Genomic DNA, 26,709 nt, shown 5'->3' on the forward strand with positions numbered 1-26,709 from the left:
AGCGCGAGCACGCTCTGGCCGAGGCTCAGCAGCGTGGTGCCACGGTCGGGTCCAGAGCCTCGAGCTGCGGAGCTGCCACAGGCTCCGTGCGTTTCGCAAGCTTCACGTTGACAGTTTTCTCGAGCCGCGCTAGCGTCGCACGCGGTGAACACGGTATTTCGACCCGTCGTTCTGCTGTTGCCGCTGTTCGTGGCCGGATGTGATCATCCGAGCGCAGATGAGTCGTCTGGATCCGGCGGCATGACTACGGGTGGCCACGTTCAATCGCCCACGTGCGAGCTCGCGTCGAGAACAGAACTCGCCGATGAGAATGTGGTTGCGCCCAACGGTCAAACCGGCGCGAAAATTCTGGCCACCGTGCCGGAGTCACTTCACACGTCCCTCCACTGGGACTTCTCAAGTTTGGTGACAGGCGTTGAAGTCGAGGTGCCCGGGTCGATCGGACTCAGCTCTGTGCTCGACCTGTCCTTCAGTTTTCCTTCGGAGCCTCGGTTCTATTTCGAGGACTGGATGGTCGTCTATCCTGATGCAGATAACCACGGGCAGGTCGCGTACGAGTGCTTGGACATGGTCACGACAACCTTGGACGTGAACATGGTGACCGAGGATGGGACCATTTCACTCAATCTCACCGGACTCAAGGTAGGGCTCAACCCGGACGATCCAGAGACGGACTACGTGGCCAAGCCGCTGATATATCAAACCGTGGCAATGACGACTCCCGTAGTGAACTTCCTGCAGCCCGAAGCTCTCCCGGCGAGCACGGACAAGACCATCGTGATGGAGTTTGACTTCGATGGCGTGTCCGTGGACGGCGCCATCATCGTCCACGCGGAGGGCTCCTCCGCAACCTATGAGCACTTGGTGGCCAGGTGGTGAACCGTAAGGCGCTGCTAAGTCCTCTCCTCATCGTCGTAGCTGCTTGTTCTCCTGACACAGATCCAGGCGAACTTCGAGGTCCGGGAGGTCAAGCACCATCCGCGCATTGGAGTCCGCGAAGCTGAGCTCGATGGCCCTCCGGCCGTCCCGGTCGACTTTGGAGATGGCCGCGAGCCGGTCACCAGCCCGGAGGAGCTCGAGTCGTATCCCCTGCGAACGGTCGTCCAGACTGAGAAAAAAATCCCTCTCGGGTTCGGCAACACATCGGTGGGCACGGGTACGGGCTTCTTGGTCGGGCCAAGGCATGTTCTGACCAATCACCATGTAGCGGTCGACGATAACGACGATAATATCAATCCGATGCTCGAGATGAATCCACCCGGCTTTTCCTTTCAAGTATACCCGGGCCGGGCTAAAGATGCAGACCTCAACGGAGGGCCATGGAATGTCGAGCGCGTCGTCTGGGGCCCACATGCCTGGGACGGCCTTTACTGGGGAGGGGAAGACTATGCGCTCCTGATTCTCGAGGACGAAGCCAGGTTATTCCTGAGCGGGCCCTGAGCTCAGCGACCGAGGCGCCAGGTGCAGCCGAGCAGCAGCGAACTCGATGGCCCCGTCTGGATGAAGCCCGACGAGGCGGACCGGTTCTCCACCGACGAGGTGCTCGGGAGCTTGCAGCCCAGGCGAGGCCGCACGAAAGAAGCGCTCGTCCAGATCGGCGGGCCACAGGGGGGCGTGCTTGGTCGCCCACGCGTCATCGTAGGTGCCGGCAAAGACTCTGCGCGGGCCCCAGTGGCGGGCGATGGGGCCGAAACCGGCAGGGATCGGAAGATCGGATGGGCTCTGGATGAGCTGGTTTGGGTCCTCGATGTTGGGCAGCGCTCGATCGACCGCCGACGTGAAGCTGGGCACGAGTCCCTCGCCCACGGGGTTATGTCTCGTTCCGGAGTTCCTACATCTGGCGCCATGTTCGTCGTGGCGCTTTTTCTGCGACGGTGAGCGCGTGGCCGGCCTGGCGCGATGAATGCTATGGGCAAGAAGGAATTGCGCACGCACAGATCGAGCTTTGACGAACGCTCGGCCTGGTGAGTTGGGAGGCGCAGAAGTCGGCCACCCTTGATTTTGCTCGGCAGATCCCGGTCAGTCGGGGGGAGAAGTGTTCCGTGGCTCTGAGCTCATGCTGCGACGCCGGCTGTCCACGGCGAGCACAACGCCGTATATCAACGGAAAGAGCGCGATGACCACTGCCCCTGCGATTCCAAGTGCCAGTATCGTCTTCCACGATGCCCACTCGAACAGTCCCACTATCAATAGTACCGCCGCCAGTCCGAGCCAGCCGTAGCGGACCAGAACTTTCACAAACTTCCCGAAGTTTTCTACACCTCGTGAGTACTGTGGGGCGTTGTCCACCTGGGCCACCTAGCAGGTAGTCGAGCGACGGCAACTGGCTGCTCTCGTCGGAATGGGGAGGGGGGCGGCGGCGCGCCAAGCCGCATGCTCCGAGAGGAGGGCCCTGCTCAAGGAGACCCGTGCCAAAGGCGACGCGTGGTGCGCGCGCGGTTCGAGCGCTTCCGTCACAGCCGCGTGGAGCGCCGCCACTTCTCAGTACAACTCAGAACAGGTTGTCGAACACGTGGTAACCCTGCGTTGTCTCCGAGTATTGCGGCCCACCACGGCCCGCGTGTTGTAGCGCGATCCTTCGCACCTCCGCGGAGTCGACGCAGTCTGCTCGGAGTGGTCGGTACTGATCGTACGCGGAGGCAGCCGCTCCTAGCAGTCCGGGGTGCAATGCATCGTGTCGCCTCGCGCCGGAATTTGCGCCGAGGGCGCGAAGCCAAAACGCCGCTGTACCGGGCGTACTGCAAGTTTTGGCGACAAAGCCCTCGGCGAAAAGGCCAAGCGAGGCGGCGCGAGGCATTGCACCCCGGGCTGCTAGATCGCGTCGACGTCGAGGCTGAGGACACGAAGCATCGCTTCGTCGGGCTGGTTGATGAGCACGCCGACGCGCTGATCGAAGGCCGCGACGACCATCGCGCTGGGGTTGGTGATCGCCCCCAGCGGTAGCGAGATGCTGCGGACGAAGGCGCCGTCCTGGGCGAGCTCGGCCACGTGCAGCTCGCCGGACGGTGCGCCGGTGCGTGTGCCCTTGCACGTGCCGCTGAAGGCGAGCTCGTAGGTGGTGTCGGTGATCAGCTCGGTGTGGATCCACAGGGCCCAGAGCCGCCCGTCACCGGTGCGCGCGAGCGCGTAGCCGTTGGCTGCGATGCCCCCGACCTCCTGGTGGCAGGGCGGCGGACACTGATCATCCGGGACGTCGACCTTGTTCGGGCACTCCTCGATGAGCAGCTGTGCGTCGACATCGAAAGCCCCGAGGTCGTCGCTGTCGTGGATCGTGAGGAGCTCGAGGCTGGTCCCCATCTCAGATCCGCGCAGCACGGCGATCGCAGGCTCGACAGCGATCGCAGGCCGCGGCGGCGCGACCACGACCTCGTACCCGGGATAGGGCGCATGCGGACCGAGGGGGGTGAGCGCGTCGCCGAGGAAGCCAACGAAGATCTGGTCGGTCTCGGGCCACCAGTCGGAGGCGCGGCCAAAGGTGTAGACGCGATCGAGGGCGTCGGTGCCGACGTAGATCGGGCCGGAGTCCGGCTTTTCGCTGACCAGCAAGGTCGTGAGCCAATTGTCGGGGCCGGGGCCATCGATCCAGTACACCGTCGAGCTGTCGTCGTCGTCGCTGGGTGGCGTGCGCCCGGCTGCGAAGCTCATGCTGTCGTCGGCCCGCGCCATGGGTTGGAGCTCGACGTTGAAGTCGACGCCGAGGTCGAGCTCGGCCTCGGCGTCGATGTCGACCACGTGTTGTAGCCAGCCGCCGTCGACGCGCTCGAGGTAGGTTGGGGTCTCGCCGGCGTTGAAGGACATGGACCGGAGCACCGCGCCGTCGTTGGTCTGGCTGGTGAAGGCGACCCCAGGGAAGGGCTCGACGTCGTGGACCGCGTCGGCCTCCACGATCAGGGAGCGGGGGAAGCCTGCGTCTTCGCTGGGGCTGGACACCTCGAGGTCGACCAGGGCGCGATCCTGGCTGATCGCGAGCTCCATCAAGTACGCTCGCTCGCCTTCCGGGCACGCGATCACGTGGTCGAAGAGCACAGGGCAAGGCTCGTCAGCACAGGCCTCGACGAGTCCGCCCGGCGTGCTGCTGCACTCGCCTGGCTCGAGGGGCACGTCGGGGAGCATCAGCGGCTCGGGCGGTGGCTCGCCGGTGTCGGTGCCTGTCTCCTCGGTGCCGGTGTCGGTGTCAGTGTCGGTCCCCGCAGTCCCGCTTTCGCTCGTTCCCGCGCTCTCGTCCTCGGTTCCCCCATCCAGGCCCGGGGCAGGCGTACATGCAAACAGCAGCAGGGGCAGGACACACGCGCGAGACAAGCCAAGGTTCATGGCCCTCAGGTTAGGCAAGTATCCCCAATGTGCAAGGCTCGAGCCCTCGAGCCTCACCAGTGGGGTCAAAGCCTGTTCCCCGACACCTGCAGCAGCTTGCCGGTGCCCAGGTTCTTCAGCACCACCGGCGTGCCCTGGGCGATGGGCTCGTTCTCAACCCCAACACCGGCGGCGGCCGTCCATACCTCCCACTGCTGGGTCGTAGACCTCGCAGGCCGCGAACGGCACTACTACACTACGAGGACAGAGGGTCGCGGTAGACGAGGTCGGTCGCGAGCGAGACCCCATCGAGCGAGGCGAGCGCGAGCGTCTCGCCGGCGCCGGCCTCGCTGAGCACCCACACGCCAGCGGCGTTCTTGAAATACGACTCGATCCTGGGCTCGCGCTGCGAGACCAGCACGTACTCGCGGAGGCTGGGCAGGCGGCGATAGTGGGCGAACTTCTCGCCGCGGTCGTAGGCCTCGGTCGAGTCCGAGAGCACCTCCACGATCACCGTTGGGTTGGTCGCCGCGTTCGCATCGAGCTCCGAGCGTTCCAGGGTCTCGCAGATCACCGTGACGTCGGGGTAGGTGCTGAGATCCGTAGCCTCGATGCGCACCCGGAGGTCGGCGCTGAACACGCGACACGGACGCCCGCGGAGGGCAGCGCTCAATTCGGCGATGACGGCCCCGGCCAAGCCTGCGTGCTCTGGAGTGCCGCCGGCCATCGCGTAGACTTGGCCGCGCAGAAACTCGTGCTTGGTCTCGCTGGCCTCCTCGGCCGCGAGGTAGTCCGCGTAGGACATGCGCATCGGCTCGGGCGCGGGCACCGACCGATGGTAGCACGGGCTCGCGGTCGATGGCCGGGAGTGTCGCGGGCCGTTTGCAACCGGCGGACCGGGGTTGGATACCGCTTTGACGATGAGGCTCACGCAGACCACCGCGAAGCTCATGCCGCCCTTGGTGAACGACCGCCTCCCGGGCTGTCGACGAATTCACCCGCGTCGATCGAGCTCGCAGGACGGGGCTTGGGGCGGGAGCGAGGGCTCGCGCTGTGTTCACGGAGCTGATCGAGCGCTCGGTTGACCATCGCGCGCCGTCAGGATCCGATCTCGGGGATGATCACGACCTGCTCGGTCCGCTGGGTCGCGCCGCGTCGGATCGTCAGCGTGACCTCGGCGCCGACGCCCGCGAGCTGGGTCAGGTACGCGACCTCGGACACCCGCGAGATCGCCTTGCCGTCGATCTTCAAGATCACGTCGTCGACCGCGAGCGAGGCCCGGTCGCCGGGTCCGTCGGGATCGACCCGGGTGACCCGCACGGCCGAGGGCAGGCCGTCGAATTCGTTGTCGTTGCGGGCCTGGATCCCGAGCCGGGTGTGACGCATCCGGCGGTAGGTCCGGACCTCGTCGATGAACTCGAGCGCCATCGCCGACGGAATCGCAAACGCCAGGCCCTGGCCGTCTTGGCGCACGGCGGTGGTGATGCCGAGCACGCGGCCGTCGAGGTCGACGAGCGGACCGCCCGAATTGCCGATGTTGATCGAGGCGTCGGTCTGGATGAAGGACCAGATGCCCTCGGGGTCGAGGTCGGGCGGCCGGCCGAGGTCGGCGTGGTCGCGGCCGAGGCCCGAGATCACGCCCACGGTCACGGTGTCGCCGAGGCCAAAGGGCTGGCCGATCGCCATGATCCACTCGCCGGGCATCGGCGGTCGCTCGACGCCGCGAAAGCGAACGGGCGCGAGCGTGGAGAACTCGCCCTCGAGTTGGAGGACCGCGAGATCGAACAAGGGATCGGCGACCACGACCGTGGCCTCGACCTGGGTGTCGTCGGGGAGCAGGACCTTGATCGCGGCGGCGTCACGGACGACGTGCTCGTTGGTCAGGATCTCGCCCTGGACCGAGAGGATCATGCCCGAGCCGATCCCGCGCATCCGCCCGCTGCCGACCTCGACCGTCGAGATCACGCTGACGACCGAAGGCCCAACCCGCTGCGCGACGCGGGCGAAGTCGGGCAGGGTCACCTGCGTCCGGGTCGGCGCGGTGTCGACCTCGAGCGGGCTCTGGTCGCGCCGGACCGGCTCGTCGATCGGCGCGGGGTCCTCGATCTCGCGGCAGCCGACTCCGAGCGCGAGGACCAGCAGCGCCAAGAGCACGTGATACTGGCAGTGGCCCGCGAGTCGAGGAGACGGCATCGCTCGGGGGAGACTACCCCAAACTCGCGTGGAGGGGCGCGCGAGCACCGAGCTTTGCTCAGGACGCGGGCGTATCGCCGCCGGGCACGCTGCCCTCACCCGCGACGCCACCGGGGGCGGCCACGGGCACAGCGGGCGCAGGCTCGGACGCCGCCGCGGGAGCAGGCGCTGCCGCGGGAGCGGGCGCTGCCGCGGGAGCTGCCGCTGCCGCGGGAGCGGGCGCCGCCGCGGGAGCGGGCGCTGCCGCGGGAGCGGGCGCTGCCGCGGGAGCGGGCGCAGACACGGGCGCCACGGCGGCAGGCGACTCGCCGCCGCCCTCCGCGGGCGCGGCTGCGTGCGTTGCCGGATACTCGGGCGCGTCCGGGGGAGAGCCCGCGGGCGCGAGGTCCTGCTGCTCGCCCTCGGGTGCGTCGCCGCCGGCTTCGCCCTTGCTCTTGGGGCCCAAGCGACTGTCAAAGCCATCGTCGTCGCCGCCCTCGTCTTGGGCCTTGACGCTGTCGGCGAGGTCCGGGAGCGAGGCGAGGTAGTCCTGATAGTCTGCCTCTGAAGCGTTGCCACGCCTGAGATGGCGCTTGATCGTTCGACGGTCGAAGAAGCGCTCGCGGTCCCGGATTGCCATGGTCGCGCGTTTTAGTCTCCGACGCGACTGATGTCAAAGGTCCGCCCCGCGCTCGGCGCACGTGACGCTGTGACCGCTCGCGTGGAATATCCTCGCGCGAGTTGGGTTCGGCGCCGCCCGACATATACTCCCGCCCCCAGCGGCCTCCTGCTGCTGCCGAACGAGCCCCAACCAAGCCCCCACTGATCATGACTTCGTCCTACGACATCCGCGTGAAAAACGAGCTGGTCGAGCGCGAGAGCGAGTTCCTCGATCGTCTGTTCTCCGAGGTCCAAAAGGTCGTCGTCGGCCAGCGCGAGATGGTCGAGCGCGTGTTCATGGGCCTGATCTGCGGCGGTCACGTCCTGCTCGAGGGCGCGCCGGGCCTGGCCAAGACCCTCACGGTCAACACCCTCGCCCAGTGCATGCAGCTCGAGTTCAAGCGGGTCCAGTTCACCCCGGATCTGCTGCCCTCGGACGTGCTCGGCACCGTCATCTACAACCACCAGCAGGGCGAGTTCACCAACAAGCAGGGCCCGATCTTCACCAACTTGCTGCTCGCCGACGAGATCAACCGCGCCCCGGCCAAGGTCCAAAGCGCGCTGCTCGAGGCCATGGCCGAGCGCAGCGTGACGATCGGCGACACGACCTACCCCCTGCCCCAGCCCTTCTTGGTCCTGGCCACGCAAAACCCGATCGAGCAGGAGGGCACCTACAACCTGCCCGAGGCCCAGCTCGATCGCTTCATGTTCAAGATCCGGGTGACCTACCCGACCGCCGAGGAGGAGCTGTCGATCATCGATCGCGTGGCCGTGCCCGGTGACGCGCAGATGCCCACGGTCGAGCGCATCATCTCGCAAGAGGAGATCTCGAAGGTCAAGCGGGTGCTCGAGCAGATCATCGTCGAGCGCCCGGTCCGCGAGTACATCGTGTCGGTCGTCGGAGCCACGCGCGAGCCGGCGGGCGCCCAGCTCCCGGGCCTGGCCCCCTTCATCGACTTCGGCGCCTCGCCCCGGGCCTCGATCGCGCTGTTTCAGGCCGCCCGGGCCCACGCGTTCTTGCGCCGCCGCGGCTACGTCTCCCCCGAAGACGTCAAGGCGGTCGCCCCCGACGTCCTGCGCCATCGCGTGATCCTGTCCTACGAGGCCGAGGCCGAGGGCAAGACCGTCGAGGAGATCGTCCGCGTGATCCTCGAGCACGTCCACGTGCCCTGAGCGCGCCCAGGGAGAGCCCAATGGCCCCGCGTGACGACGCCTACCCGGACACGGACCCCGACCCCGAGCAAGCCCGCGAGGCCACGATGGCCCTGCTGCGCGAGGTTCGGCGGATCGAGTTCCAGACCTCGCGACTCGTCGACCAGCACCTCTCGGGCTCGTACCAGTCGCTGTTCAAGGGCCGCGGCGTCGCGTTCTCCGAGGTCCGCGCCTACGAGCCCGGCGACGACGTCCGCTCGATCGACTGGAACGTGACCGCGCGGACGGGCGAGGCCCACGTCAAGCTGTTCACCGAGGAGCGCGAGCTGACCGTCATGCTCCTCGTCGACATGTCGGCGAGCCTCGACCTCGGCTCGACCGACGCCGACAAGCGCAACCTCGTCGCGCGCCTCGCCGCGACCTTCGCGTTCTCGGCGATCCGCAACAACGACCGCGTCGGGCTGATCGGCTTCACCGACCGGGTCGAGGTCCACGTCCCGCCGCGCAGCGGTCGCAAGCACGTGCTCGCGGTCGTCCAGAACATCCTCACCCACCGCCCCGCGAGCCGCGGGACCGATCTGAGGGTCGGGCTCGAGACCATGGCTCGGCTCGGGCGTCGCCACGCGGTCGTGATCCTGATCTCGGACTTCATCGACGCGGGCCTGGCCGAGACCGGCGCAGGCCAGGCGGGGGCGGGGCTCAGCGGCCGAGGTGCGGCCTTCGAGCGCGCGCTCAAGCTCGTGCGTCGACGCCACGACCTGATCCCGGTCCGGGTCGAGGACCCGATCGAGCTCGAGCTGCCCAAGCTCGGACTCGTCGCCGTCGAAGATCTCGAGCTGCTCGGGGCCGCGGGGATCCGCGTCGTCGATCTCGGCGGGCGTCGGGCCCAGCGCTACCGCGAACAGGTCGCGAGCGAGCGCGAGGCCTTCGACAAGCTCATGAAGCGCCTCCGGCTCGAGACCATGTCGATCCGCTGCGGGGAGAACTGGGAGAAGCCCATGGTCCGCTTCTTCGAGCGCCGGGCGAGGAGGATGCGATGAAGGCCGCCTCGCTCGCGCTGCTGCTCGCGTTCGCGCCGCCGCCCGGTCTCGGGGCGCCTGCGGGCGAGACCGAGGCCAACGAGACCGAGGGCGCGGCGCCTGCCCCGGCCCCGGCCCCGCCGAGCGCGGCGCCACCGGTCGCGGCCCCGCCGGCCAAGCCCTCGCCCGCCAACGCCGACGCGCCGATCACCGTCACGACCCGGCTGACGCCCGACCCCTCGCACATCGGCGACCTGCTCACGCTCGAGGTCATCGTCGCCTACCCCCGCGACCACGCGATCAACCTGCCCAACGGCCTCGACTTCGCCCCGCTCGAGCTGGTCTCGATCGAGGAGGCCGAGGTCGAGTCGACCGGCAACGATCTGCGCCAGCGCTTCACGATCACCTTGCAGCACTTCGCCGTCGGCGAGGCCGAGGTCCCGAGCTTCCCGGTCACCTGGGTCGACCGCGACGACGCGGTCCACACCTACACCGTCGCCCCGCACCCCTTCGTCGTCGAGAGCCTGCTCGTCAACGAGGCCGAGCCCGAGGTCCGCGGCGAGGATCCGATGATCTCGCTCGAGTACCCCAACGTGCGCCTGGCTATCATCATCTACTCGGTCCTCGCGGGCGTGGTCCTCGCCGGTCTGATCGCGATGCTGCTGGTGATGTGGCGTCGGCGCGAGCGGCCGATCGTGCTGCCGCCGCCCGTCCCCCCGCACGAGCGCGCCCTCGCCGAGCTCGCCGAGCTCGCCAGCGAGCGCGAGGAGCTGATCGGCGCCGGGGACTATCAGGACTACTACTTGCGCCTGACCGAGATCGGCAAGCGCTACCTCGGCGGGCGCTTCGGCTTCGAGGCCCTCGATCGCACGACCGAGGAGATCCAGGAGCTGCTCGGGCGCGGGCAGGTCGACGTCGACCCCCTCGACCCCAAGCAAGTGCTGACCTTCTTGCAGGACTGTGACCTGGTCAAGTTCGCCCGGCTGTCGCCGCCCGACGAGGAGGCCCGCGAGGCCCTCGAGCTCGTGCGCGACATGGTCGAGCAGAGCACGCCGCGCGACAAGGCCGACGAGGCGAGCGACGAGGCCGCCGGTCCCAACGCAACGCCGAGCTCGGGTGCCGAGCCGGTCGATCCCGATCGCGCCCGCGCCAGTCGGCCCGCGCCCCCGAGCCCCGCCACAACCCCGGCGAGCGAGACCTCGCCGACCGAGCCGGCCCCGTCGGCCGAGCCTGCCTCGGCGCCCGAGCCCGAGCCCGAGCCGAAAGAAAGTGAGCTTCGCGAGTGAGCTGGTATCTGCGCACGCTTGGCTTCGGTGTCGCCGCGGCGGCGCTGTGCCTCGGCGCGATCGCGCTGCGGCTCGGCGCGGGCGTCCGCCACGTAATCTTCGCCCAACCCCTGTGGCTGCTGCTGGCGCTCGTGCCCCTCGCGGCGATGGCCGCGCGCGCGGTCTTCGCCCCGACCCCGGCGACGATGCACTTCACCCGCAAGCGCAGCTTCGAGCGGATCCCCGGCGGCTTCGCGACCTACCTCGCGGATCTGCCCGACGGGCTCCGGCTCGGCGCTGTGCTCGTGCTCGTCGTCGCCTGCGCGCGGCCGCAGTCGACGCGCCTGAACGAGCGCATCGAGCACGAGGGCATCGACATCGCGATCGCCCTCGACCTGTCCGAGTCGATGAAGAACGACGACCTCCGGCCCGATCGCCTGACCGCGGCCAAGCTGGTCATCGACGACTTCATCGCCCGGCGGCCCAACGACCGCGTCGCGCTGGTCGCGTTCGGGAGCAGCGCGTCGACGATCGCCCCGCTGACCATGGACCACGGGGTCCTGCGCAACCTCATCGGGCAGATCCGCCTCGGCGTGATGGACGGCAACCAGACCGCGATCGGGGCCGGGCTCGGCGTCGCCCTCAACCGCCTCGAAGAGTCCGACGCGAAGAGCAAGATCGTCGTGCTCCTGACCGACGGGGTCCACAACGCCGACGGCGTCGATCCGGACTCCGTCGCGCAAAAGGCCGCCGAGCGCGGGGTCATCATCTACACCGTGCTCATGGGTCGCCACAGCACGGGCGCGGCCAGCGTCGACTCCGGCCAGCTCGAGCGCCTGGCCAGCGCGACCGGCGGCTACGCCTACCTCGCCGAGGACGTCGGCGAGCTCCAGACCAGCTTTCAGGATCTCCTCAACAAGCTCGAGCGGTCCGAGATCGAGGGTGAGCAGATCCGGGCCGAGCTCTTCGGCTGGCTGCTGTGGCCCGTGCTGCTCCTGCTGATGCTCGACATCGGACTTCGCAACACCCGGCTCCGGAGGTTCCCGTGAGCGTGATCGCCCAGATCTTTGTTGCCCTGTGGGCAGACGACGAGACCGGGGCCAACCTCGCCGAGCTGGTGTTCGCCAAGTTCGGCTACGCGTGGCTCGGGCTCCTGGTGCTGCTCGCGATCGCGGCGTACTTGTGGGCCGCCCGCCAGCGCGCCCGCGCCGTCGAGCGCCTCGGCAACCCGGCCCTGCTCGCGCGCCTGCTCGCGACCGTCGACCCCGGCAAGCGGCTGATCCGCGCGCTGCTGGCCGTCCTCGCCCTCGCGGCCACGATCCTCGGCATGATGCGCCTGCAGTACGGCGGCAAGGCCAAGGTCACCCCGACCCGGGGCCTCGATATCGTGCTCGCCGTCGACTACAGCAAGTCGATGCTGGCCCAGGACGTGTACCCGAGCCGCAGCGAGCGGCTCGAGGCCGAGCTGACCCGCTTCCTCGACGAGTCCGGACGCCGCGGCGATCGGGTTGGGGTCGTGGTCTTCGCGGGCGAGGCCCGGGCGTTCCCGCTGACCAGCGACATGGGCGTGCTCTCGCTGTTCTTGAGCCACGCCGACCCCCGCTACGAGAACCCTGGCGGCACGGCGATCGGCAAGGCCCTCGACAAGTCGATCGAGCTCCTGGTCGCGGTCCGCCGTGACGGCGCGGGCGGGCCCGACGACGCGCCAGGCGAGCCCGAGCTGCTCCCGGGCGACGAGGGCGAGGTCATCGAGCAGGCCGACCAGATCATCATCTTGCTGACCGACGGCGAGGACACGATCGGGCGCCCGCTCGAGCTGGCCCAGCGCGCCGCCCAGCTCGGCATTCGCATCTACCCGGTCGGGATCGGCTCGACCTCGGGTGAGCCGGTCTTGCGCTACGACGAGAACGGCGAGTCGACCGGCTACGCGACCGACGCCGACGGCAAGCCGCAGATGACCCGGCTCGACGCCGAGACCCTCGAGGCCCTCGCCAAGGCGACCAAGGGCGAGTACGTCCACGTCGACGCCGAGCGCTTCGGCCTCGACGAGGTCCGCGGGCTCGTCGAGGGCCTCGCGGCCGCCCAGCGCGAGCACTCGATCGAGATCCACCGCGAAGAGGGCTTCTTGTTCTTCCTGATCCCGGCCGTGCTCCTGCTCAGCGGCGCGCTCGCGATCGGTGACCGTCGGCGCCCGCCAGCCCAGCGCCGCGACGCTCACGTCAAGGGCCCGCGCCCGCAGCCGGAGGTCCAGTCATGAGGCTACGTGTCGTGTTTCTCGTTGGCGTCGGGCTGTTTGGCATCGGAGACGGCGACGAGCCCGGCTGGCTCTCGACCGCGCTCGCGAGCGAGGACTCGGACGTCGTCGCCGCGATCGAGGCCTACGAAGCCGGCGAGCTCGACCGCGCCACGGACCACCTCGACGCCGCGGTCGCGCGCCGTGGGGAGCGGGCCGAGCTCTACTACGACCGTGGCCTGCTGCTGCTCGCCCAGGGCGACTCCGACGCCGCGCGGGCGGCCTTTCAGCACGGCACCGAGTCGAGCGAGATCCCCGTCCGGGCCTCGTCGCACTACGAGCTCGGCAACCTCGCGATGGTCGCAGAAGACTGGCAAGCGGCGATCGACGCCTACATCGAGTGCCTCCGGGCCCTCCCGGATCACCAAAACGCCAAGTGGAACCTCGAGCTCGCGCTGCTGCGCAAGCAGGAGCAAGAGGAGCAAGAGAAGAAAGAGCAAGAAGAGCAGGACAAGCAGGACCAGGAAGAGGGCGAGGACGGCGAAGAGGGCGAAGACGGCGAGCAGGACCAGCAAGACGGCGAGCAGGACCAGCAAGACCAGCAAGACGGCGAGCAGGACCAGCAGGACCAGCAAGACGGCGAGCAGGACCAGCAGGACCAGCAAGACGGCGAGCAGGACCAGCAAGACGGCGAGCAGGATCAGCAAGACGGCGAGCAGGATCAGCAAGACCAGCAAGACGGCGAGCAGGACCAGCCGCCGCCCGAGCCCGAGTCCGGCGAAGAGGAGCAAGCCCCCGCCCAGCCGATCGAAGGGGGTGATCTCGACGCCGCCCTCGACGAGCTCGACCGTCAAGACTCCTTCATGTTCGGCCGGCCTCGCGGGTCTCGTCGCCCGGTGGAGAAGGACTGGTGACGGCCACCAAGACGACCAGCCGCCGCCGCTTCGTCCGCGCGGCAGCGGCCAGCCTGACCACGCTCGCGCTGCTCGGCGCGCCGGCCCTCGCCCACGCCGCCGAGGTCGAGGTCAGCGCGACCCTCGGCCGCGCGCGGGTCGAGGTCGGCCAGTCCGTGTACCTGCAAGTCGAGGTCTCGACCGACGGCGGCTCGATCTCGGCCCCGCGCTTCGTCGGCGTCACGGACCTCGAGGTCAGCGCGCGCGGCAGCTCGTCGGGCATGTCCGTCGAGATCAGCGGCTCGCGCTCGGTCCGGCGCTCGACCAAGACCTTCACCTACGTGCTGACCCCGCAGGCCGCAGGTGAGCACGAGATCGAGATCGAGGTCGAGGTCGACGGTCGCCCCCACCGGCCCGCGAGCGCGCCCAAGCTGGTTGCGACCGGTGAGAATTTCGTGCCCGAGGTCGAGCACGACAAGGCCGGCGACACGCCCCCGGCCCCCGACTCCGAGGTCATCGTGTGGCCGGTCGTCGACAAGGCCAGGGCCTACGTCGGCGAGCAGGTCATCTATGAGCTGCAGATCTGGGAGCGCGCCCGCGGCAACCTCACGATCGCCGCGGCGCCAACCTTCAAGGACTTCTGGTCCGAAGATCTCGAGACCGCCCGTCAGCAGCAGCGCCGCGGGGCCGAGCGCAAGCTCCTCGATGGCGTCCCCTACCGGGTCCACCAGACCATGCGCCGAGCCCTGTTCCCGCAAAAGGCCGGGACCCTGACGATCGGCGGGCCCGAGGTCCAGCTCCAGGAGCTGTCTGGGCCCTTCTTCGGCGGCAGCGGGCCACCCAAGAGCTACCTCGGCCGCAGCCTCGCCGTCGAGGTCGTGCCGCTGCCTGCGGCCGGTCGCCCGAAGGGCTTCCGCGCCAACAGCGTCGGCGCCTTCCGCATCACCAGCGAGGTCGATCGCGCCGAGGTCCGCCAGGGTGAGGCCGTGCGTCTGTCCGTGCGGATCTCGGGGACCGGCAACATCGCCCTGATCGAGCTGCCCGAGCTGCCCAAATTCGACGGCCTGCGCAGCTACGAACCCAAGCCCGAGACGCCCAAGCTCGAGCTTGGCACGGGCAAGCTCCAAGGCTCGCGCGTGTTCACCATGCTCGTCGTCGCGGATCGAGCGGGGACCCTCGAGATCCCCGCGATCGAGCTGCCCTACTTCGACCCCGACGCCGACGAGTACAAGGTCGCCAAGACCAAGGCGATCACGCTCGAGGTCGAGGCCAACCCCGACGCCCCGACCACCCCCGATCCGGCGGGTACGGCCGAAGACGCTCCGGATCAGGCCGAGGACGAGCTCCTGGCCCCGCCGATCGCCAGCGACAGCCTCGAACGGACCACGCCGCGCGAGCGTTGGCTGACGCCCCCGCGCTGGTGGGCCGGGACCCTCGGCGGCCCGCTGCTGCTCGGGCTCGGCTTCCTCGGCGCCAGGCTCCGCGAGCGCTACGGGCCCGATGACCGCGCCCGCGCGCGCTCGCAGGAGCTGGCCCGACGTCGCGCCCTGCTCAACGAGGCCAACGCCGCGCTCGACAGCGGCGAGGGCTTCTACCCGACCCTCGCCGCGCTGCTCCAGGCCGCGGCGGTCATGCGCGCCGGGCCGCAGGGCGTCGGGCTCACGCGCGAGCGGCTCATGAAGTTGCTGGCTGAGCGCGACGTGGCCAACGAGGAGATCACGCAGCTGCGCGAGCTCCTCGACGCCTGCGACGCCGCACGCTTTGGCTCGGGCAGCGGCGAGCTCGCCCAGCGCCGCGAGCACCTCGAGCGCGCCCGCGCCCTGCTCGGACGTCGCAGCTGGAGGCCGCAGTGAGCGCGACGATCCGCTCGGCCCCGCGGCTGCTGCTGTCGCTAGTGGTCCTGCTCGTGCTCGCGTGGCCGAGCCACGCCCGCGCCGACGTCGTCGACGACGCCTACGCGGCCGGCAGCGAGGCCGCGGTCGCCGGCGACTGGCACGGCGCGATCGATCACTGGGAGCACGCGCTCGAGCTGCTCCCCGGTCGCTCGGCCCAGCTCGACTTCGATCTTGGGACCGCCTACGCCCAGCTCGGCGAGCTCGGTCGCGCCACCTACCACCTCGAGCGCGCGCTGCAGCCGGAAGCGCGCCCGAGCGTCGAGGTCGCCGAGGCCGCGCGGCGCAACCTCGGCATCGTGCGCCGCCAGGCCGAGGTCCAGGCCGAGGTCAGCGACGCCAGGATCTCGCGCCAGCCGAGCTCCTGGGATCTCGTCGTCGACGTGCTCGCCGGTCGTGCCTTCGCCTGGATCAGCTTGATCAGCGGCTGGCTGCTGGTCGTCGCCGTCGCCGCCCGTCGTTGGCAGCGCCGCAAGCACGCGCTCAAGCAGCGCGCGAACGCCCCCCGGCGCGGTGTCGGCGGCGCGTTGGTCCTGGTACTCGCGCTGGTGCTCGGGATCGGCGGAGGCCTCCACGCCCTTGCGATCGAGGCCTCGGAAGATCACCCCGACGCCGTCGTGCTCGATGTGCTCGTTGACGCGCGCGAGGGTCCCGGAGCGCACTTGCCCGTCGCGTTTGCCCTCCAAGGCGGCTCCCACGTCCGTGTGCTGGAGCAGCGTTCTGGCTGGCTGCGCGTGCGCCTGCCCGGCGGACTCGAGGGTTGGGCCAAAGCCGACGCGATCGCCCGCCTGGACCAGGCGCCCGTGCGAAGCCGCGTACGCGCCACGAGCGGCGGCGCGATCTGACTGATTTTCGGGTCTGCTGGCCCTGTGACCCCAAGGATCCCCACGAACGGCGGCCGCGAACAGATTTCGTCCTACATCGGTCCACATGGCCATTTGGGCTCAGATCGCGCGCGTTCGAGCCCAAAAATGCCGTGGCGCCCCTCCGCGCCTAGCGATACTCTACGAGTCGGTGCTGTCGGTTGTCGCAACGAAGATCCGAACCGCTCGGGACTGTTCGTCGAACACGTCCACGGTTGGCCGGATCTACGAAGGCTACCTGCTGTCCACTCCTGTTGTCGGTCGAGGCATGGTCTTGTTCCGCGACCCCAACGGTCGCCGCATGGTCACCACCTCCGTCCGCCGCGTTCTCACAACCTCCGACGACGCCGTGCTCTACGTCGAGACCGAGAACAGCGTGTACCGACTGAGCATCCGCTCCAGCCAGCCCGCCGCCGCCATCGCCGGCTAAGCGACCGAGCGAGTGAGCGACCGGCCGCGCAGCGGCCGTGCGTGGCAAAGTGCACCCACGCCTGCGGGGGTCTAAAGAACCCCCACGCACCCAGGCCGCGCAGCTCATACCAGCCCACCGAGCGACGAGCGCAGCGAGTGAGCGACCGGCCGCGAAGCGGCCGTGCGTGGCAAAGTGCACCCACGCCTGCGGGGGTCTAAAACCAGCCCCCTTCTAGGGGGCCACGCACCCAGGCCGCGCAGCTCATACCAGCCCACCGAGCGAGGGAGCGAAGCGAGTGAGCGACCGGCCGCGCAGCGGCCGTGCGTGGCAAAGTGCACTGACGCCTGCGGGGGTCTAAAGAACCCCCACGCACCCAGCTTGCGCAGCTCATACCAGCCCACCGAGCGAGGGAGCGAAGCGAGTGAGCGACCGGCCGCGCAGCGGCCGTGCGTGGCAAAGTGCACTGACGCCTGCGGGGGTCTAAAGAAGCCCCCTTCTAGGGGGCCACGCACCCAGGCCGCGCAGCTCATACCAGCCCACCGAGCGAGGGAGCGAAGCGAGTGAGCGACCGGCCGCGCAGCGGCCGTGCGTGGCAAAGTGCACCCACGCCTGCGGGGGTCTAAAACCAAATCTGGTATCCGAGCAGGACTTCCAGCCAGGTGCCGAAGGGCCGCGTAGTTGGGCTCTCGGGGCTCCGCGGATCGATCGCAACTTCGCGCGAGGAGAAGATGCGGTGGACGCCTGCGCCGAGGGTGACGCCGTGGCGATTGAGCACGGGCACGCCGAGGCTGAAGCCGCCTCGGAGCATGAAATTACTCGTGCTGATCGCCTCGTCGTCGACGCCGTCGGCCGCGAGGGGACGAAAGAGGGTCGACAACGCGACGCCTGCGCTGCCGCCAAGTTGCACGAACAGCGGCCCAAGCGGGATCTGAAACGAGGGCCCGGCGCTGAAGTCGGTGTCGGTCAGCAAGGTGATGCGGGTGACCGTGGCGCCGCCGTCGACGCTCTCGAAGTCCCGGCGCTGGGAGAAGCGAGCGTGGCCGGCGTGGACCTCGACGCCGAAGCGCGACTTGACCACGCCGACGAAGTGAATGCGCAGCTGCGCGGCGAAGCCATAGCCGAAGGGCTGGACCACGTCGGCACCACCTGACAGCAAGGTCCCGAACCGGCCCGAGGCCGCGATCGAGTAGACCGGCTTGCGGAACGGCCGCACCAACACGTCGTTGTTGCGCTGGGTCGCCGACTTGCGCGCAGCGGTCGCGCCGTAGGGCATGTCGGCCAGGTTGCGCTCGGCGTAGGCGAACTCGGCCTCGCTCGGCGCCGGCTCCGGGCCCGCGGGGACCGTCGGCGTGGCCGCTTCTCCGGGTGGCGTCGTGCCCGACGGGGCAAGCTGTGCGTCTTCGGCGGGCGTGACGGGCGGGGGCGGGACCAGCGGAGCGGGCCCGTCGAGGCTCGGTGGCGGAGGCTCCGGCTGAGCTCCCGGTTCGTCCGGCGGAGGCTCTGGCTGGGGGCGTGGGCCCTCTGCTGGGGTGTCCTGACCGATCTCGTGCGTATCCGCGGGGGGCGAGCTCTCGACCTCGCCTGCCGAAGACGGCGCGGCGAGCAACAGCGCGAGCGAGAGGAGGGTCGACACGGTCGGGAACATAGCGCATCGACGCTGGTGACGCTGAGTCCGGGTAGCATCCCCGCGAGATGACTGTGCGCATCGAGCTCCGACGGGACGCGGGCAAGGTCGACCCGAGCCGAGATCTCTGGATCCGTCGGCGGCAGGTCGCCCGCGTGCTCGGCCCACCCGACCCCACGGCGATCGCCGAGCTCGTCGATCATCGCGCCAAGGTCTTGGGCTTCGGTCTGTACTCGCCCGACTCGGGCATCGTGCTGCGGCTGTTGTGTGGCGGACAGCAGCCGCCGCCGCCGGACTGGCTCGAGCGAGGTCTGGCGGCGGCGCTCGCTGGCCGGGCGGCGCTCGGGCTCGGCGCCGAGACGACCGGCTTTCGTGAGGTCAACAGCGAGGGCGACGGCCTCCCCGGCCTGGTCGTCGATCGCTTCGGCGACTGGCGGGTCGTCCAGATCACGACCGCACCGATCGCCGCGCGCCGCCCGGAGATCTGCGCATGGTTGGCCGAGCACGCGCCCCTCGCTGGCGGTCAGATCGTGGTGATGGGCGAGGCCGCGGCCGAGCTCGAAGGCTTCGCGCCCGGGCTCGAGGTCCACGCCCGCGACGGCACGGATCGGGGGCCCGCGCAGCTCGAGTGGCTCGAGCATGGTCGGCCCTTCGTCGCCCCTGCCCCGCCCGCGCAAAAGACCGGGGCCTACCACGACCAACGCGACAACCGCTCGCGCTTCGCCGCGCTCGTCGCCGCCCGCGGCGCTCGAGAGGCCCCGCCGCGCGTGCTCGATCTCGGCTGTCATGTCGGCGGCTTCTCGATCGCGGCGGCGCGGCGCGGCGCGACCGTCGTGGCCGTGGATCAGAGCGCCCGCGCGCTCGAGTTCGCAGCGCGCAACGCCGCCGCCAACGCGGTCTCGGCCCAGGTCGAGACCGTCGCCGCCGACATGTTCGGTGACCTGGCCGCGCCCGCCCTCGCCGGGCCCTTCGACGCCGTGATCTTCGATCCGCCCAAGGTCGCCAGGAGTCGGCGGGATCTCGGGCGCGCGCTCGAGGCCCTGACCCGCACGCTCTCGCGCCTCCTGCCCCGGGTCGCCGACGACGGACTGGTCGCCCTGTGTTCGTGCAGTCACCACCTCGGCTGGGATGAGCTCGACCGGGCAGTGCTCGACGCATGTGGTCGCGCCGTCCGGACGGCAGGCCCAGGCCGAGTCGTGCGCCTCGACCGTTGGGGAGCGGGGCCCGACCACCCGATCTCCCCCGGCCATCGCGAGGGCGAGTACCTGCGCGTAGCCGTGTACCAGCGACGCCAGACCTGAAACACGCCGCGATTGGTGCCCGGCGCAGCGGTTGCTATAGTCGCCGCTGGAGATCTGCTGACTTGCTCGCTACGACCCACGCCCGGCACGAATTCACCTCGCAGCTGCTCGGCCCCGCCCGTCGACTTCGCGTGATCGCGCTGAGCGTGGCCACCTGCTTCGCGGTCTCGCTCCCAACTCTGGCGAGCGCCGCTCCGGCCGGGGGCGGCGAGATCAACACCGAAGAGCGGGCCATGAAGGCCTACAACGACGGCAAGGCTGCCTACGACGCGGGCGACTACAGCGAGGCGCTGCAGCTCTTCCTCGAGGCCCAGAGCCTCTACCCCTCGCCGGTCTTCCACTACAACGTCGGCCTGTGCCAGGAGGCGCTCGAGAACTGGGAGCAGGCCATCATCTCCTACGAGGCCTACCTGCGCTCGTACAAGAGCGCGTTCGGGGAAGATCCCGAAGACAAGGTCAACACCGAGAACAAGATCGAGCGGATCGAGAAGCAGATCGAGCTCGACAAGGCCGAGGCCGAGGCCGAGGCCAACCAAAAACCCGAGCCGCAGATCATCATCCAGCCCCCGCCCGAGGACGACAAACCCGAGCCCAAGCCCGGCCGTGGGCTCCTGATCACCGGTGGGGTCCTGACGGGCGTCGGCGTCGGGGTCGCCGTGGCCGGTGGCGCGATCTTCGGGAGCCGCGCCGCCAACATCTCGGGCCAGCTCACCGACGTGTACGAAGGTGGCAACCCCGAGCGGGTGACCCTGGATCAGGCCCGCACCCTCGACTCCGACGGTCGGTCCGCGCAGCTCAACCAGGTCCTGATGATCTCGATCGGTGGTGCCGTCGCGCTCACAGGCGTCGCGCTGCTGGCCGTGGGTCTGGTCAAAAAGAAGAAAGCCGGCGGTGCCGAGGCAACGGTCACGCCCACCGCAGGTCCGGAGGGCGCCGGCCTGGTCATCCGCGGCCGATTCTGAGGCTGCGACTGGACGGGAGTGGTTTGGGCTTGGGTCTGGGTCTGGGTCTGGGCTTGGGTCTGGGTTCGAGTCCGAGTTCAGGCTAAGATGGCGGCGATGCGCTGCCTCTCGTTCGCTCTCGCGCTGCCTGTCGCGCTCGCTCTCGGCGGCGGCGCTGGCTGCTACACCGTCGATTTCGACGAGACCCTGTCGAACGTCTACTACTGCCAGGCCGTCGCCGACTGCGGCGCGAACCAGGCGTGTTGGCAAAACCGCTGCGTCGACGACAGCGGTCCGGTCGTGACCGTGACCGGGCCCGAGTCGCTCCAGAACCTGACCTTCGATGCGCAGACGCTGACGGTCAACTACTCGACCTCAAACTTCACGATCAGCGACAGCAACGAGGTCGTCGAGGGCGAGGGCAAGATCGCGGTCAGCGTCGCCGGGACCGACATCTCCACCGTCTCGGTCGTCTCGGCCGGCGCCCAGCTCGACATCAGCTCGCTCGAGCCCGGCGCCTACCGGCTCCTGGTCGAGGCCGTCCACGGCGACGGCACGCCCTACGACAACCCAAGCGCCTCGACCTACACGGTGTTCTACATCGAAGACCAAAACCCTCTGCGGCCGCAGGTCGCGATCGTCTCGCCGCCGCCGGGCTACGTCCACATCGTCGGTGAGCCGCTCGAGGTCGTGATCGCGTCGCGGAACTTCGAGTTCGTCGACTCGGGTGAAGACTGCCGGATCGACCCTAGCTGCGATCCCTGGGGTCCGATGGGGACCCCGGTCCCCGACGGCTGCCTGCCGGCCTGCCCGGTCGTGCCCGCGGGCCACCCTCACATCTACATGCTCTCGGACTACCCAGCCTGCCTCGACAACGCGCTGTCGTGCAACGGCGACTATGTCCTGAGCCTGCTCTCCGGGGATTCAACCGGCGACACGGTGACCGGGGTCATCCCCGCAGATCGCTTCACGGAGGTCGGTACGGTCACCTTCTCGGCCGGGTTGCAGTACAACGACCACGAGCCCTACCCGCACGAAAACATCCGCCTCTTCGATCAGATCACGATCGAACTCGCGGAGCGCTGAGCCAACGAGGCACAATGCCGAACGAGTCCGAACTGACCGCCCTGGTCCGCGACGTGACCATCTTCCACCCCGGCGCCGAGGCGAAGGTCGCCCCCGCGGCCTCCTATCTCGGCGGGACCCCCTTCGCGCCCTCGGGTACGGCTTGGCCGAACGCGATGACCTGTCTGGGCCGCTTCGGATTTGCTGCCGACTCCTGGGCCCCGGGCAACGCTCGCTGGATCACGGTCTTCCTCAACGAAGGAGAGGGATACGTGGAGTGGGGCGACCCCGATCACGTGACGATCTGGAGTCACGGCGCAGGCGAGGACTTCGGGCCAATCGACCCGCCCGACAACGTTCGGGTGGTTCCGGCACGCGCCCTGGTCCAAGCAAGCGGCAAAGAGCTGCCCTATGACAAGCGCCTCGGTGACTGGCAGTCAGACGCGCAGATCGACGGCCTCCGTCGGCAGCTGACCAACAACGATGGAGGCCACTGCCAGCTCGGCGGATATCCCACGGTCTACGGAGGGTTCGAGAGCCTGGGCTTGATGGAAGACCCCGGGAGCTACGAACTCGTCCTCAAGCTCAATCGCTACCCGCTCGTGAAGGCGGGCTTCGACGTCGAGATCCACGACGTGCTCAACGTCTACTTCCACCCCGAGTCGGGTGAGTTCTACGCCGAGATGCAGCGCTGAGCCTTTGCCGGACGCGGCTCGAGCTCGGGAGCTCGGCGGGCCGACCCCAGCAGACACACCGCCCGCCAGAGCCGGAGCCGGCCCGCCGTCGTGACCGGTGGTCGCGGCGACTCAAGCGGCGCTTTGCTTGGCGGGCCGCGGCGCCGGACCCCCGCACAGCGCGGCGACCAGGGCCTCGCGCTCGTCGGGGTTGTCGCGCAGCCAGTTGACCACGTTGTTGCGGCCCTGACCGAGGCGCCGCTCCCCCCACGAGAACCAGCTGCCGGCCTTGGTCACGGCGCCGGCCTCGAGCGCGCGATCGAGGATCTCCGCCTCGCGGTCGATCCCGCGACCGAAGGCGATCTCGAACTCGGCCCGGGCGAAGGGCGGCGCGCACTTGTTCTTGGCCACCTTGACCCGGGTCCGTGAGCCGATCGGGCGGTCGCCGTCCTTGAGCGTGGCGATCCGGCGGATGTCGAGGCGCACGCTCGCGTAGTACTTGAGCGCGTTGCCGCCGGTCGTGACCTCGGGGCTGCCGAAGGTCACGCCGATCTTGTGGCGGAGCTGGTTGATGAACACCATCAGCGTGTTGGTCTGGGCCGCGACCCCCGAGAGCTTGCGCATCGCCTGGCTCATCAGCCGGGCCTGAAGCCCGACGTGGTGGTCGCCCATGTCGCCCTCGAGCTCGGCCTTGGGGATCAGCGCCGCGACCGAGTCGACGACGATCAGCCCGACCGCGCCCGTGCGCGCGAGCGAGTCGGCGATGTCGAGGGCCTGCTCGCCGTGGTCGGGCTGGCTGACGAGCAGCTCGCTCGGATCCACGCCGAGGGCCCGGGCGTACTGGATGTCGAGGGCGTGCTCGGCGTCGATGAAGGCACACACGACCCCGCGCCGCTGGGCCTCGGCGATCAGGTGGAGCGTGAGCGTGGTCTTGCCCGAAGACTCGGGCCCGTAGATCTCGACGATGCGGCCGAGCGGCAGCCCGCCGATCCCGAGCGCGTCGTCGAGGTTGAGCGAGCCGGTCGGGATCGCCTCGTAGCGGGGTTGGTCGCCCGGATCGCCGCCGAGGGCCATGATCGCGCCCTTGCCGAAGCGCTCGCAGATCTTCGCAACCGTGTTGCGCACGGCCACGCGGACCGGCGAGTCGGCGTCTTTGGTGTTGGGAGTGGTGGAGGGTTTCGTTGGCTTGTTGCGTGCCATGCACGGCCCGAAAAGCGAAACCCGGGCCACGACGAAGCTGCTGTGATCTTCGGTAGTTGCGGCGATCCGTGATCGCGAAGGTGGCCCGCCAGCGGGACGTTGGCCCGCCAGCCGGCCACCTCGGTCGGCTCGATCTTGGCCGCAGAGCCTACTCGAACAGCGCGCCGTCCTCGGCGAACTGGAAGTTCCACAGGATCCGCTCCCAGTCGCTGTTGATCCCGCTGCGGTCCTGCCCGAAGGGATAGTCGACGTGGGCGATGAACACGACGTCGCCCTTGGGGAACATGAAGCGCCGGATCTCGCGGTCGGGGTAGCCGCTGTCGCTGTCGACCGTGTGGGCGACGACCTCGATCCCGCGGCGGCCGGGCTTGGCGAGGTACTCGTCGAAGTAGTTGAGGGACTCGACCTCGAACCCGGCCTGCTCGTACTGGAGCTTGTAGCTGGCGGTCGCGCGCTCGTTGATGATCATGTCGGACTTGTCGGTGACGTAGATCGTCAGGACCCGATCGTCGCCGTAGTCGTCCTCGTCGTCGCCCTCTTCCCAGTCGTCGTAGTCGCTCTCGTCCTCGTCGCCGCCCGCGCTGCTGCTGCAGCGGATGACCGGGACCCACTTGGCGTCGGGGCCCTCGGGCGAGTGGGCCGCCTCGACGCAGTCTTTGTAGACGTAGAGAACGTCGGGCGTGTAGAAGTCGATCGCGATCCCGGGGATCTTGATGATCTTCCCGTCATCCTCGGTCGTCCCGGTCGTCGGCTTGTTGACCCAGCGGAGGCGCTCGGACTTCTTCTTGCTGCCGCCGCCCTTCTCGCAGGCGGTCAGGCTGAGGCCAGCGGTGGCCATCAGCGCAGAGAGCAGGATCGACGTGAATTTCGGCGTCGGCATGGTCATGGGGGCGGTCGGACCTTAGCAAATGACGGGCCGGCCGGTAAATCAGAGACCGCGCAGATCACGCAACATCGACCGCGGCGCGCATTCGATGCCCTCGGTACATGTTCAGCGCGTGGGCGACCGCCGGGTGCTCGGCGTAGCGATTGAACTCGCGCTGGACGGACGCGGGGAAGTCCGCGATCTCCGGCAGCGGCACAGCGTAATTCGGAGGCGGGTGCAGTGGCACCGACAAGCTGGCGAAGCAGATGTCGTCGGCGCACAAGTGGTCGCCGTCGAGGAAGGGCCTCCCGTCACCTAGGCGGTCGGCGACACGATCGAGGGCGCGATCGATGAGCACGCGGGCGGCCGCGACCGTGCGCGCATCGACCTCGCAGGCGTGGCGGGCGAGGCCCATCATCAGCGGATACATCGCCCGAAACAGCCGACGCTCCCAGACCGGGGCGCCCGGAGCGTTGATGCGCATGCCCAGCTCGGTCGAGCAGCGCGCGACGTTGGCGTAGAACACCCGGCGGGTCGCGGCCCCGAACTCGTCGAGCGACACACCGAGCAGCTCAGCGAAGCGCGCTCGACTGGCGCGAACCGACGCGCGACCGGGCGCGCGCCGCTGATCGGCCCAGTCGAGGATCTCGACCGAGCCCTGCACGAGGCCCGCGTCGGTCACGAGCACCGGCGTCAGGCGGCGCGCGCCGACGCGGGTTGTGGCGAGCAGGTGCATGACCTGCAGGTGCGGCTGCTCCTCGAAGTCGACGCCCGCGTGGTCGAGGCCCCAGCGGGCAAGCTCGCAAAAATGACTGGCGGGGATCGTGATGAGGCGCGGCACTCGAGCACAGCCTACGACCCCGACCCGGATCAGGTCACCCGCGCGCGGGCGCTTTGTGTTGCTCGGCGCCGCGCGCGACGGGTAGGCTGAGCCATGGTCTCACCTGCTTTGGTTTTGGCGGCTGCGCTGCTCCTCGGGCCGCCGAGCGGCGATCAACGACCTCCCGTCCAGACCCCGAAGGTCAGCCCGATCCAGCCCCAGCCGGGCGACCCGGCGATCGCCCCGGCCCACGTGGAGACCGAGGCTGCGGCCGAGCCCACGCCGATGCCGGCCGACCCGACGACGCCCGAGCCGGCGATCGCGGACGAGCCCGAGCCCGCGCCCGAGCCCGAGCCCCAACCCGCGCCCGAGCCAGGCCCCACCGAGCTGCCGACCTGGCAGAGCGAGCCGGTCGTCCCAGCCGATGACGGGAGCCCGGAGCTCCTCGACGAGTGGGGATCGCCGACCCTCGCCCCGGTCAAGCCTGAGCCCAGGCGAGGCGTCGGGCTCTACGCCGCGGCAGGCGGCCTGTTCGGCGTGCTGATCACCCGCCAGTGGGTCACGGCGCTGAGCTGCGACGACCCTCACTGTGGCCATCGCGGCAACGCCGACCGCGTGTTCGGGCTCGCGCTCATGGGCTTCGCGGGCGGGGGCGGCTGGCTCGAAGGGCGGCGCACGGCCTACCTGCGCCACGAGGCTGACGAGCCCGTCAAGCAACCCAAGGGGCGGCGCGCGGCTGGCTGGACCCTGTTCGCCGTCGGGATCGGCGGGCTGATCGCCGACACCGCCCTCTACAACCTGTGCTACGAGCGCGCGGTCGGGCCCTACACCCAGGTCAATGGGTTTCGCTACACCTGCTCGCCGATCACCTCGGTCGTGGTCATCGACCTCTCGACGGCGCTCGGCGCGGTCGGGCTCGGGCTCGGGCTGTCGGCCGAGAGCCAACTGCGCAACCGCAAGAAGTACGAGCTGAGCGTCGCGCCGTGGGGTGGTCGCGGGCAGGCGGGGCTGTCGTTGTCGGGGCGGTTTTGATCGCGTAGTACACCCGGGTCATGCCCGCCCGACGCCTGCCCGCGCTCGCCCTGGCCACCGTCCTGCTCATCGCGTGCAAGGCCGAGCCGCGGGTCATGCAGGTCGAGATCGCCGTCGAGGGCATGACCTGCGAGTCCTGCGTGCAGGGGATCACCTACGAGCTCGAGCGGCTCGAGGGGGTGCGCTCGGTCGAGGTCGACCTCGACGGTGGCAAGGCGACCGTGACCTACACCGAGGGCGCCGCGGAGCCGGCGGGGATCGAAGAGGTGATCGAGAAGATCGGCTACGAGGCCGAGCCCGGCGAAGCGGTCGCGGTTGACGAGGGCTAGCAGCCCG

The 26,709-nt window shown here is 69.4% G+C and carries 26 protein-coding genes; 16 read left to right on the forward strand and 10 right to left on the reverse strand.

What is annotated here, in order from left to right:
• The first annotated feature begins 144 nt into the window (after positions 1-144).
• On the forward strand, positions 145-879 hold the full coding sequence (locus ENSA5_RS07795) for a hypothetical protein (protein WP_146155444.1): 735 nt from the start codon (positions 145-147) through the stop codon (positions 877-879).
• Between the two features lie 27 nt (positions 880-906).
• Here the strand turns inward: ENSA5_RS07795 and ENSA5_RS07800 are convergent, their stop codons facing one another.
• The 6 genes from ENSA5_RS07800 to ENSA5_RS07820 all read right to left on the reverse strand — a co-directional run bounded on the left by ENSA5_RS07800 (position 907) and on the right by ENSA5_RS07820 (position 6,483).
• Positions 907-1,275, reverse strand: coding sequence for a hypothetical protein (locus ENSA5_RS07800; RefSeq protein WP_106391005.1), 369 nt, complete (start codon positions 1,273-1,275; stop codon positions 907-909).
• 144 nt (positions 1,276-1,419) lie between these two features.
• Positions 1,420-1,935, reverse strand: a complete 516-nt coding sequence (locus ENSA5_RS39715; RefSeq protein ID WP_106391006.1) for a DUF2169 domain-containing protein — start codon at positions 1,933-1,935, stop codon at positions 1,420-1,422.
• Between the two features lie 84 nt (positions 1,936-2,019).
• Complete coding sequence (locus tag ENSA5_RS35720; RefSeq protein WP_146155445.1) at positions 2,020-2,289, reverse strand: hypothetical protein; 270 nt, start codon at positions 2,287-2,289, stop codon at positions 2,020-2,022.
• A 522-nt stretch (positions 2,290-2,811) separates the two neighbouring features.
• Positions 2,812-4,311: a hypothetical protein gene (locus ENSA5_RS07810; RefSeq protein ID WP_106391007.1), complete on the reverse strand. Its 1,500-nt coding sequence runs from the start codon at positions 4,309-4,311 to the stop codon at positions 2,812-2,814.
• Between the two features lie 235 nt (positions 4,312-4,546).
• Positions 4,547-5,119: a Uma2 family endonuclease gene (locus ENSA5_RS07815; protein WP_258182782.1), complete on the reverse strand. Its 573-nt coding sequence runs from the start codon at positions 5,117-5,119 to the stop codon at positions 4,547-4,549.
• Between the two features lie 269 nt (positions 5,120-5,388).
• The gene (locus ENSA5_RS07820; RefSeq protein ID WP_106391008.1) at positions 5,389-6,483 is read right to left on the reverse strand and encodes a S1C family serine protease; all 1,095 of its coding nucleotides are present in this window, start codon (positions 6,481-6,483) and stop codon (positions 5,389-5,391) included.
• Between the two features lie 807 nt (positions 6,484-7,290).
• On the opposite strand from ENSA5_RS07820, the gene ENSA5_RS07830 reads away from it, so the two are divergent.
• The 9 genes from ENSA5_RS07830 (at position 7,291) to ENSA5_RS37215 (ending at position 16,869) form a co-directional block, all read left to right on the forward strand.
• Positions 7,291-8,295, forward strand: coding sequence for an AAA family ATPase (locus ENSA5_RS07830; RefSeq protein WP_106391009.1), 1,005 nt, complete (start codon positions 7,291-7,293; stop codon positions 8,293-8,295).
• Between the two features lie 20 nt (positions 8,296-8,315).
• Positions 8,316-9,314, forward strand: coding sequence for a DUF58 domain-containing protein (locus ENSA5_RS07835; protein ID WP_258182783.1), 999 nt, complete (start codon positions 8,316-8,318; stop codon positions 9,312-9,314).
• A complete protein-coding gene (locus tag ENSA5_RS07840) occupies positions 9,311-10,579 on the forward strand; it encodes a hypothetical protein (protein WP_106391010.1) in 1,269 nt (422 codons plus the stop codon). Before ENSA5_RS07835 ends, ENSA5_RS07840 begins: the two co-directional genes overlap by 4 nt.
• Positions 10,576-11,607, forward strand: coding sequence for a VWA domain-containing protein (locus ENSA5_RS07845; RefSeq protein ID WP_106391011.1), 1,032 nt, complete (start codon positions 10,576-10,578; stop codon positions 11,605-11,607). Before ENSA5_RS07840 ends, ENSA5_RS07845 begins: the two co-directional genes overlap by 4 nt.
• A complete protein-coding gene (locus ENSA5_RS07850) occupies positions 11,604-12,815 on the forward strand; it encodes a vWA domain-containing protein (protein ID WP_106391012.1) in 1,212 nt (403 codons plus the stop codon). The genes ENSA5_RS07845 and ENSA5_RS07850 overlap by 4 nt, the downstream gene beginning before the upstream one ends.
• An 11-nt stretch (positions 12,816-12,826) precedes the next feature.
• The gene (locus ENSA5_RS35725; RefSeq protein WP_181197491.1) at positions 12,827-13,705 is read left to right on the forward strand and encodes a tetratricopeptide repeat protein; all 879 of its coding nucleotides are present in this window, start codon (positions 12,827-12,829) and stop codon (positions 13,703-13,705) included.
• Positions 13,702-15,537, forward strand: coding sequence for a BatD family protein (locus ENSA5_RS07860; RefSeq protein ID WP_181197492.1), 1,836 nt, complete (start codon positions 13,702-13,704; stop codon positions 15,535-15,537). The genes ENSA5_RS35725 and ENSA5_RS07860 overlap by 4 nt, the downstream gene beginning before the upstream one ends.
• Entirely contained in the window at positions 15,534-16,421 is an 888-nt protein-coding gene (locus ENSA5_RS07865; RefSeq protein ID WP_106391014.1) for an SH3 domain-containing protein, read from the forward strand. Before ENSA5_RS07860 ends, ENSA5_RS07865 begins: the two co-directional genes overlap by 4 nt.
• Positions 16,422-16,590: 169 nt before the next feature.
• Complete coding sequence (locus ENSA5_RS37215; RefSeq protein ID WP_181197493.1) at positions 16,591-16,869, forward strand: hypothetical protein; 279 nt, start codon at positions 16,591-16,593, stop codon at positions 16,867-16,869.
• Between the two features lie 601 nt (positions 16,870-17,470).
• Here ENSA5_RS37215 and ENSA5_RS07870 read toward each other — a convergent pair.
• The gene (locus ENSA5_RS07870; protein WP_146155447.1) at positions 17,471-18,484 is read right to left on the reverse strand and encodes a hypothetical protein; all 1,014 of its coding nucleotides are present in this window, start codon (positions 18,482-18,484) and stop codon (positions 17,471-17,473) included.
• A 59-nt stretch (positions 18,485-18,543) separates the two neighbouring features.
• On the opposite strand from ENSA5_RS07870, the gene ENSA5_RS07875 reads away from it, so the two are divergent.
• The 4 genes from ENSA5_RS07875 to ENSA5_RS07890 all read left to right on the forward strand — a co-directional run bounded on the left by ENSA5_RS07875 (position 18,544) and on the right by ENSA5_RS07890 (position 22,477).
• Complete coding sequence (locus tag ENSA5_RS07875; protein WP_106391016.1) at positions 18,544-19,776, forward strand: class I SAM-dependent rRNA methyltransferase; 1,233 nt, start codon at positions 18,544-18,546, stop codon at positions 19,774-19,776.
• A gap of 62 nt (positions 19,777-19,838) precedes the next feature.
• On the forward strand, positions 19,839-20,738 hold the full coding sequence (locus ENSA5_RS07880) for a tol-pal system YbgF family protein (protein ID WP_106391017.1): 900 nt from the start codon (positions 19,839-19,841) through the stop codon (positions 20,736-20,738).
• Positions 20,739-20,834: 96 nt separating this feature from the next.
• Positions 20,835-21,803 (forward strand): hypothetical protein, encoded by a 969-nt coding sequence (locus tag ENSA5_RS07885; RefSeq protein WP_146155448.1) that lies wholly within the window; start codon positions 20,835-20,837, stop codon positions 21,801-21,803.
• Positions 21,804-21,817: 14 nt separating this feature from the next.
• A complete protein-coding gene (locus ENSA5_RS07890) occupies positions 21,818-22,477 on the forward strand; it encodes a YwqG family protein (protein ID WP_106391019.1) in 660 nt (219 codons plus the stop codon).
• A gap of 111 nt (positions 22,478-22,588) precedes the next feature.
• On the opposite strand, the gene recA is transcribed toward ENSA5_RS07890, so the two are convergent.
• From recA to ENSA5_RS07905, 3 genes are all read right to left on the reverse strand, one after another.
• Positions 22,589-23,656 (reverse strand): recombinase RecA, encoded by a 1,068-nt coding sequence (recA, locus tag ENSA5_RS07895; protein ID WP_106391020.1) that lies wholly within the window; start codon positions 23,654-23,656, stop codon positions 22,589-22,591.
• Between the two features lie 148 nt (positions 23,657-23,804).
• Complete coding sequence (locus ENSA5_RS07900; RefSeq protein WP_106391021.1) at positions 23,805-24,542, reverse strand: hypothetical protein; 738 nt, start codon at positions 24,540-24,542, stop codon at positions 23,805-23,807.
• Between the two features lie 58 nt (positions 24,543-24,600).
• Positions 24,601-25,362, reverse strand: a complete 762-nt coding sequence (locus tag ENSA5_RS07905) for a glutathione S-transferase N-terminal domain-containing protein (protein WP_181197494.1) — start codon at positions 25,360-25,362, stop codon at positions 24,601-24,603.
• Between the two features lie 93 nt (positions 25,363-25,455).
• Here ENSA5_RS07905 and ENSA5_RS37220 point away from each other — a divergent pair, with 93 nt between their 5' ends.
• Together ENSA5_RS37220 and ENSA5_RS07915 are read left to right on the forward strand one after the other, a co-directional pair.
• Entirely contained in the window at positions 25,456-26,373 is a 918-nt protein-coding gene (locus tag ENSA5_RS37220) for a hypothetical protein (RefSeq protein ID WP_181197495.1), read from the forward strand.
• Between the two features lie 20 nt (positions 26,374-26,393).
• The gene (locus ENSA5_RS07915) at positions 26,394-26,702 is read left to right on the forward strand and encodes a heavy-metal-associated domain-containing protein (RefSeq protein ID WP_106391024.1); all 309 of its coding nucleotides are present in this window, start codon (positions 26,394-26,396) and stop codon (positions 26,700-26,702) included.
• The last annotated feature ends 7 nt before the right edge of the window (positions 26,703-26,709 follow it).

Source organism: Enhygromyxa salina (assembly GCF_002994615.1).
Taxonomy (GTDB): Bacteria; Myxococcota_A; Polyangia; order Nannocystales; family Nannocystaceae; genus Plesiocystis; species Plesiocystis salina_A.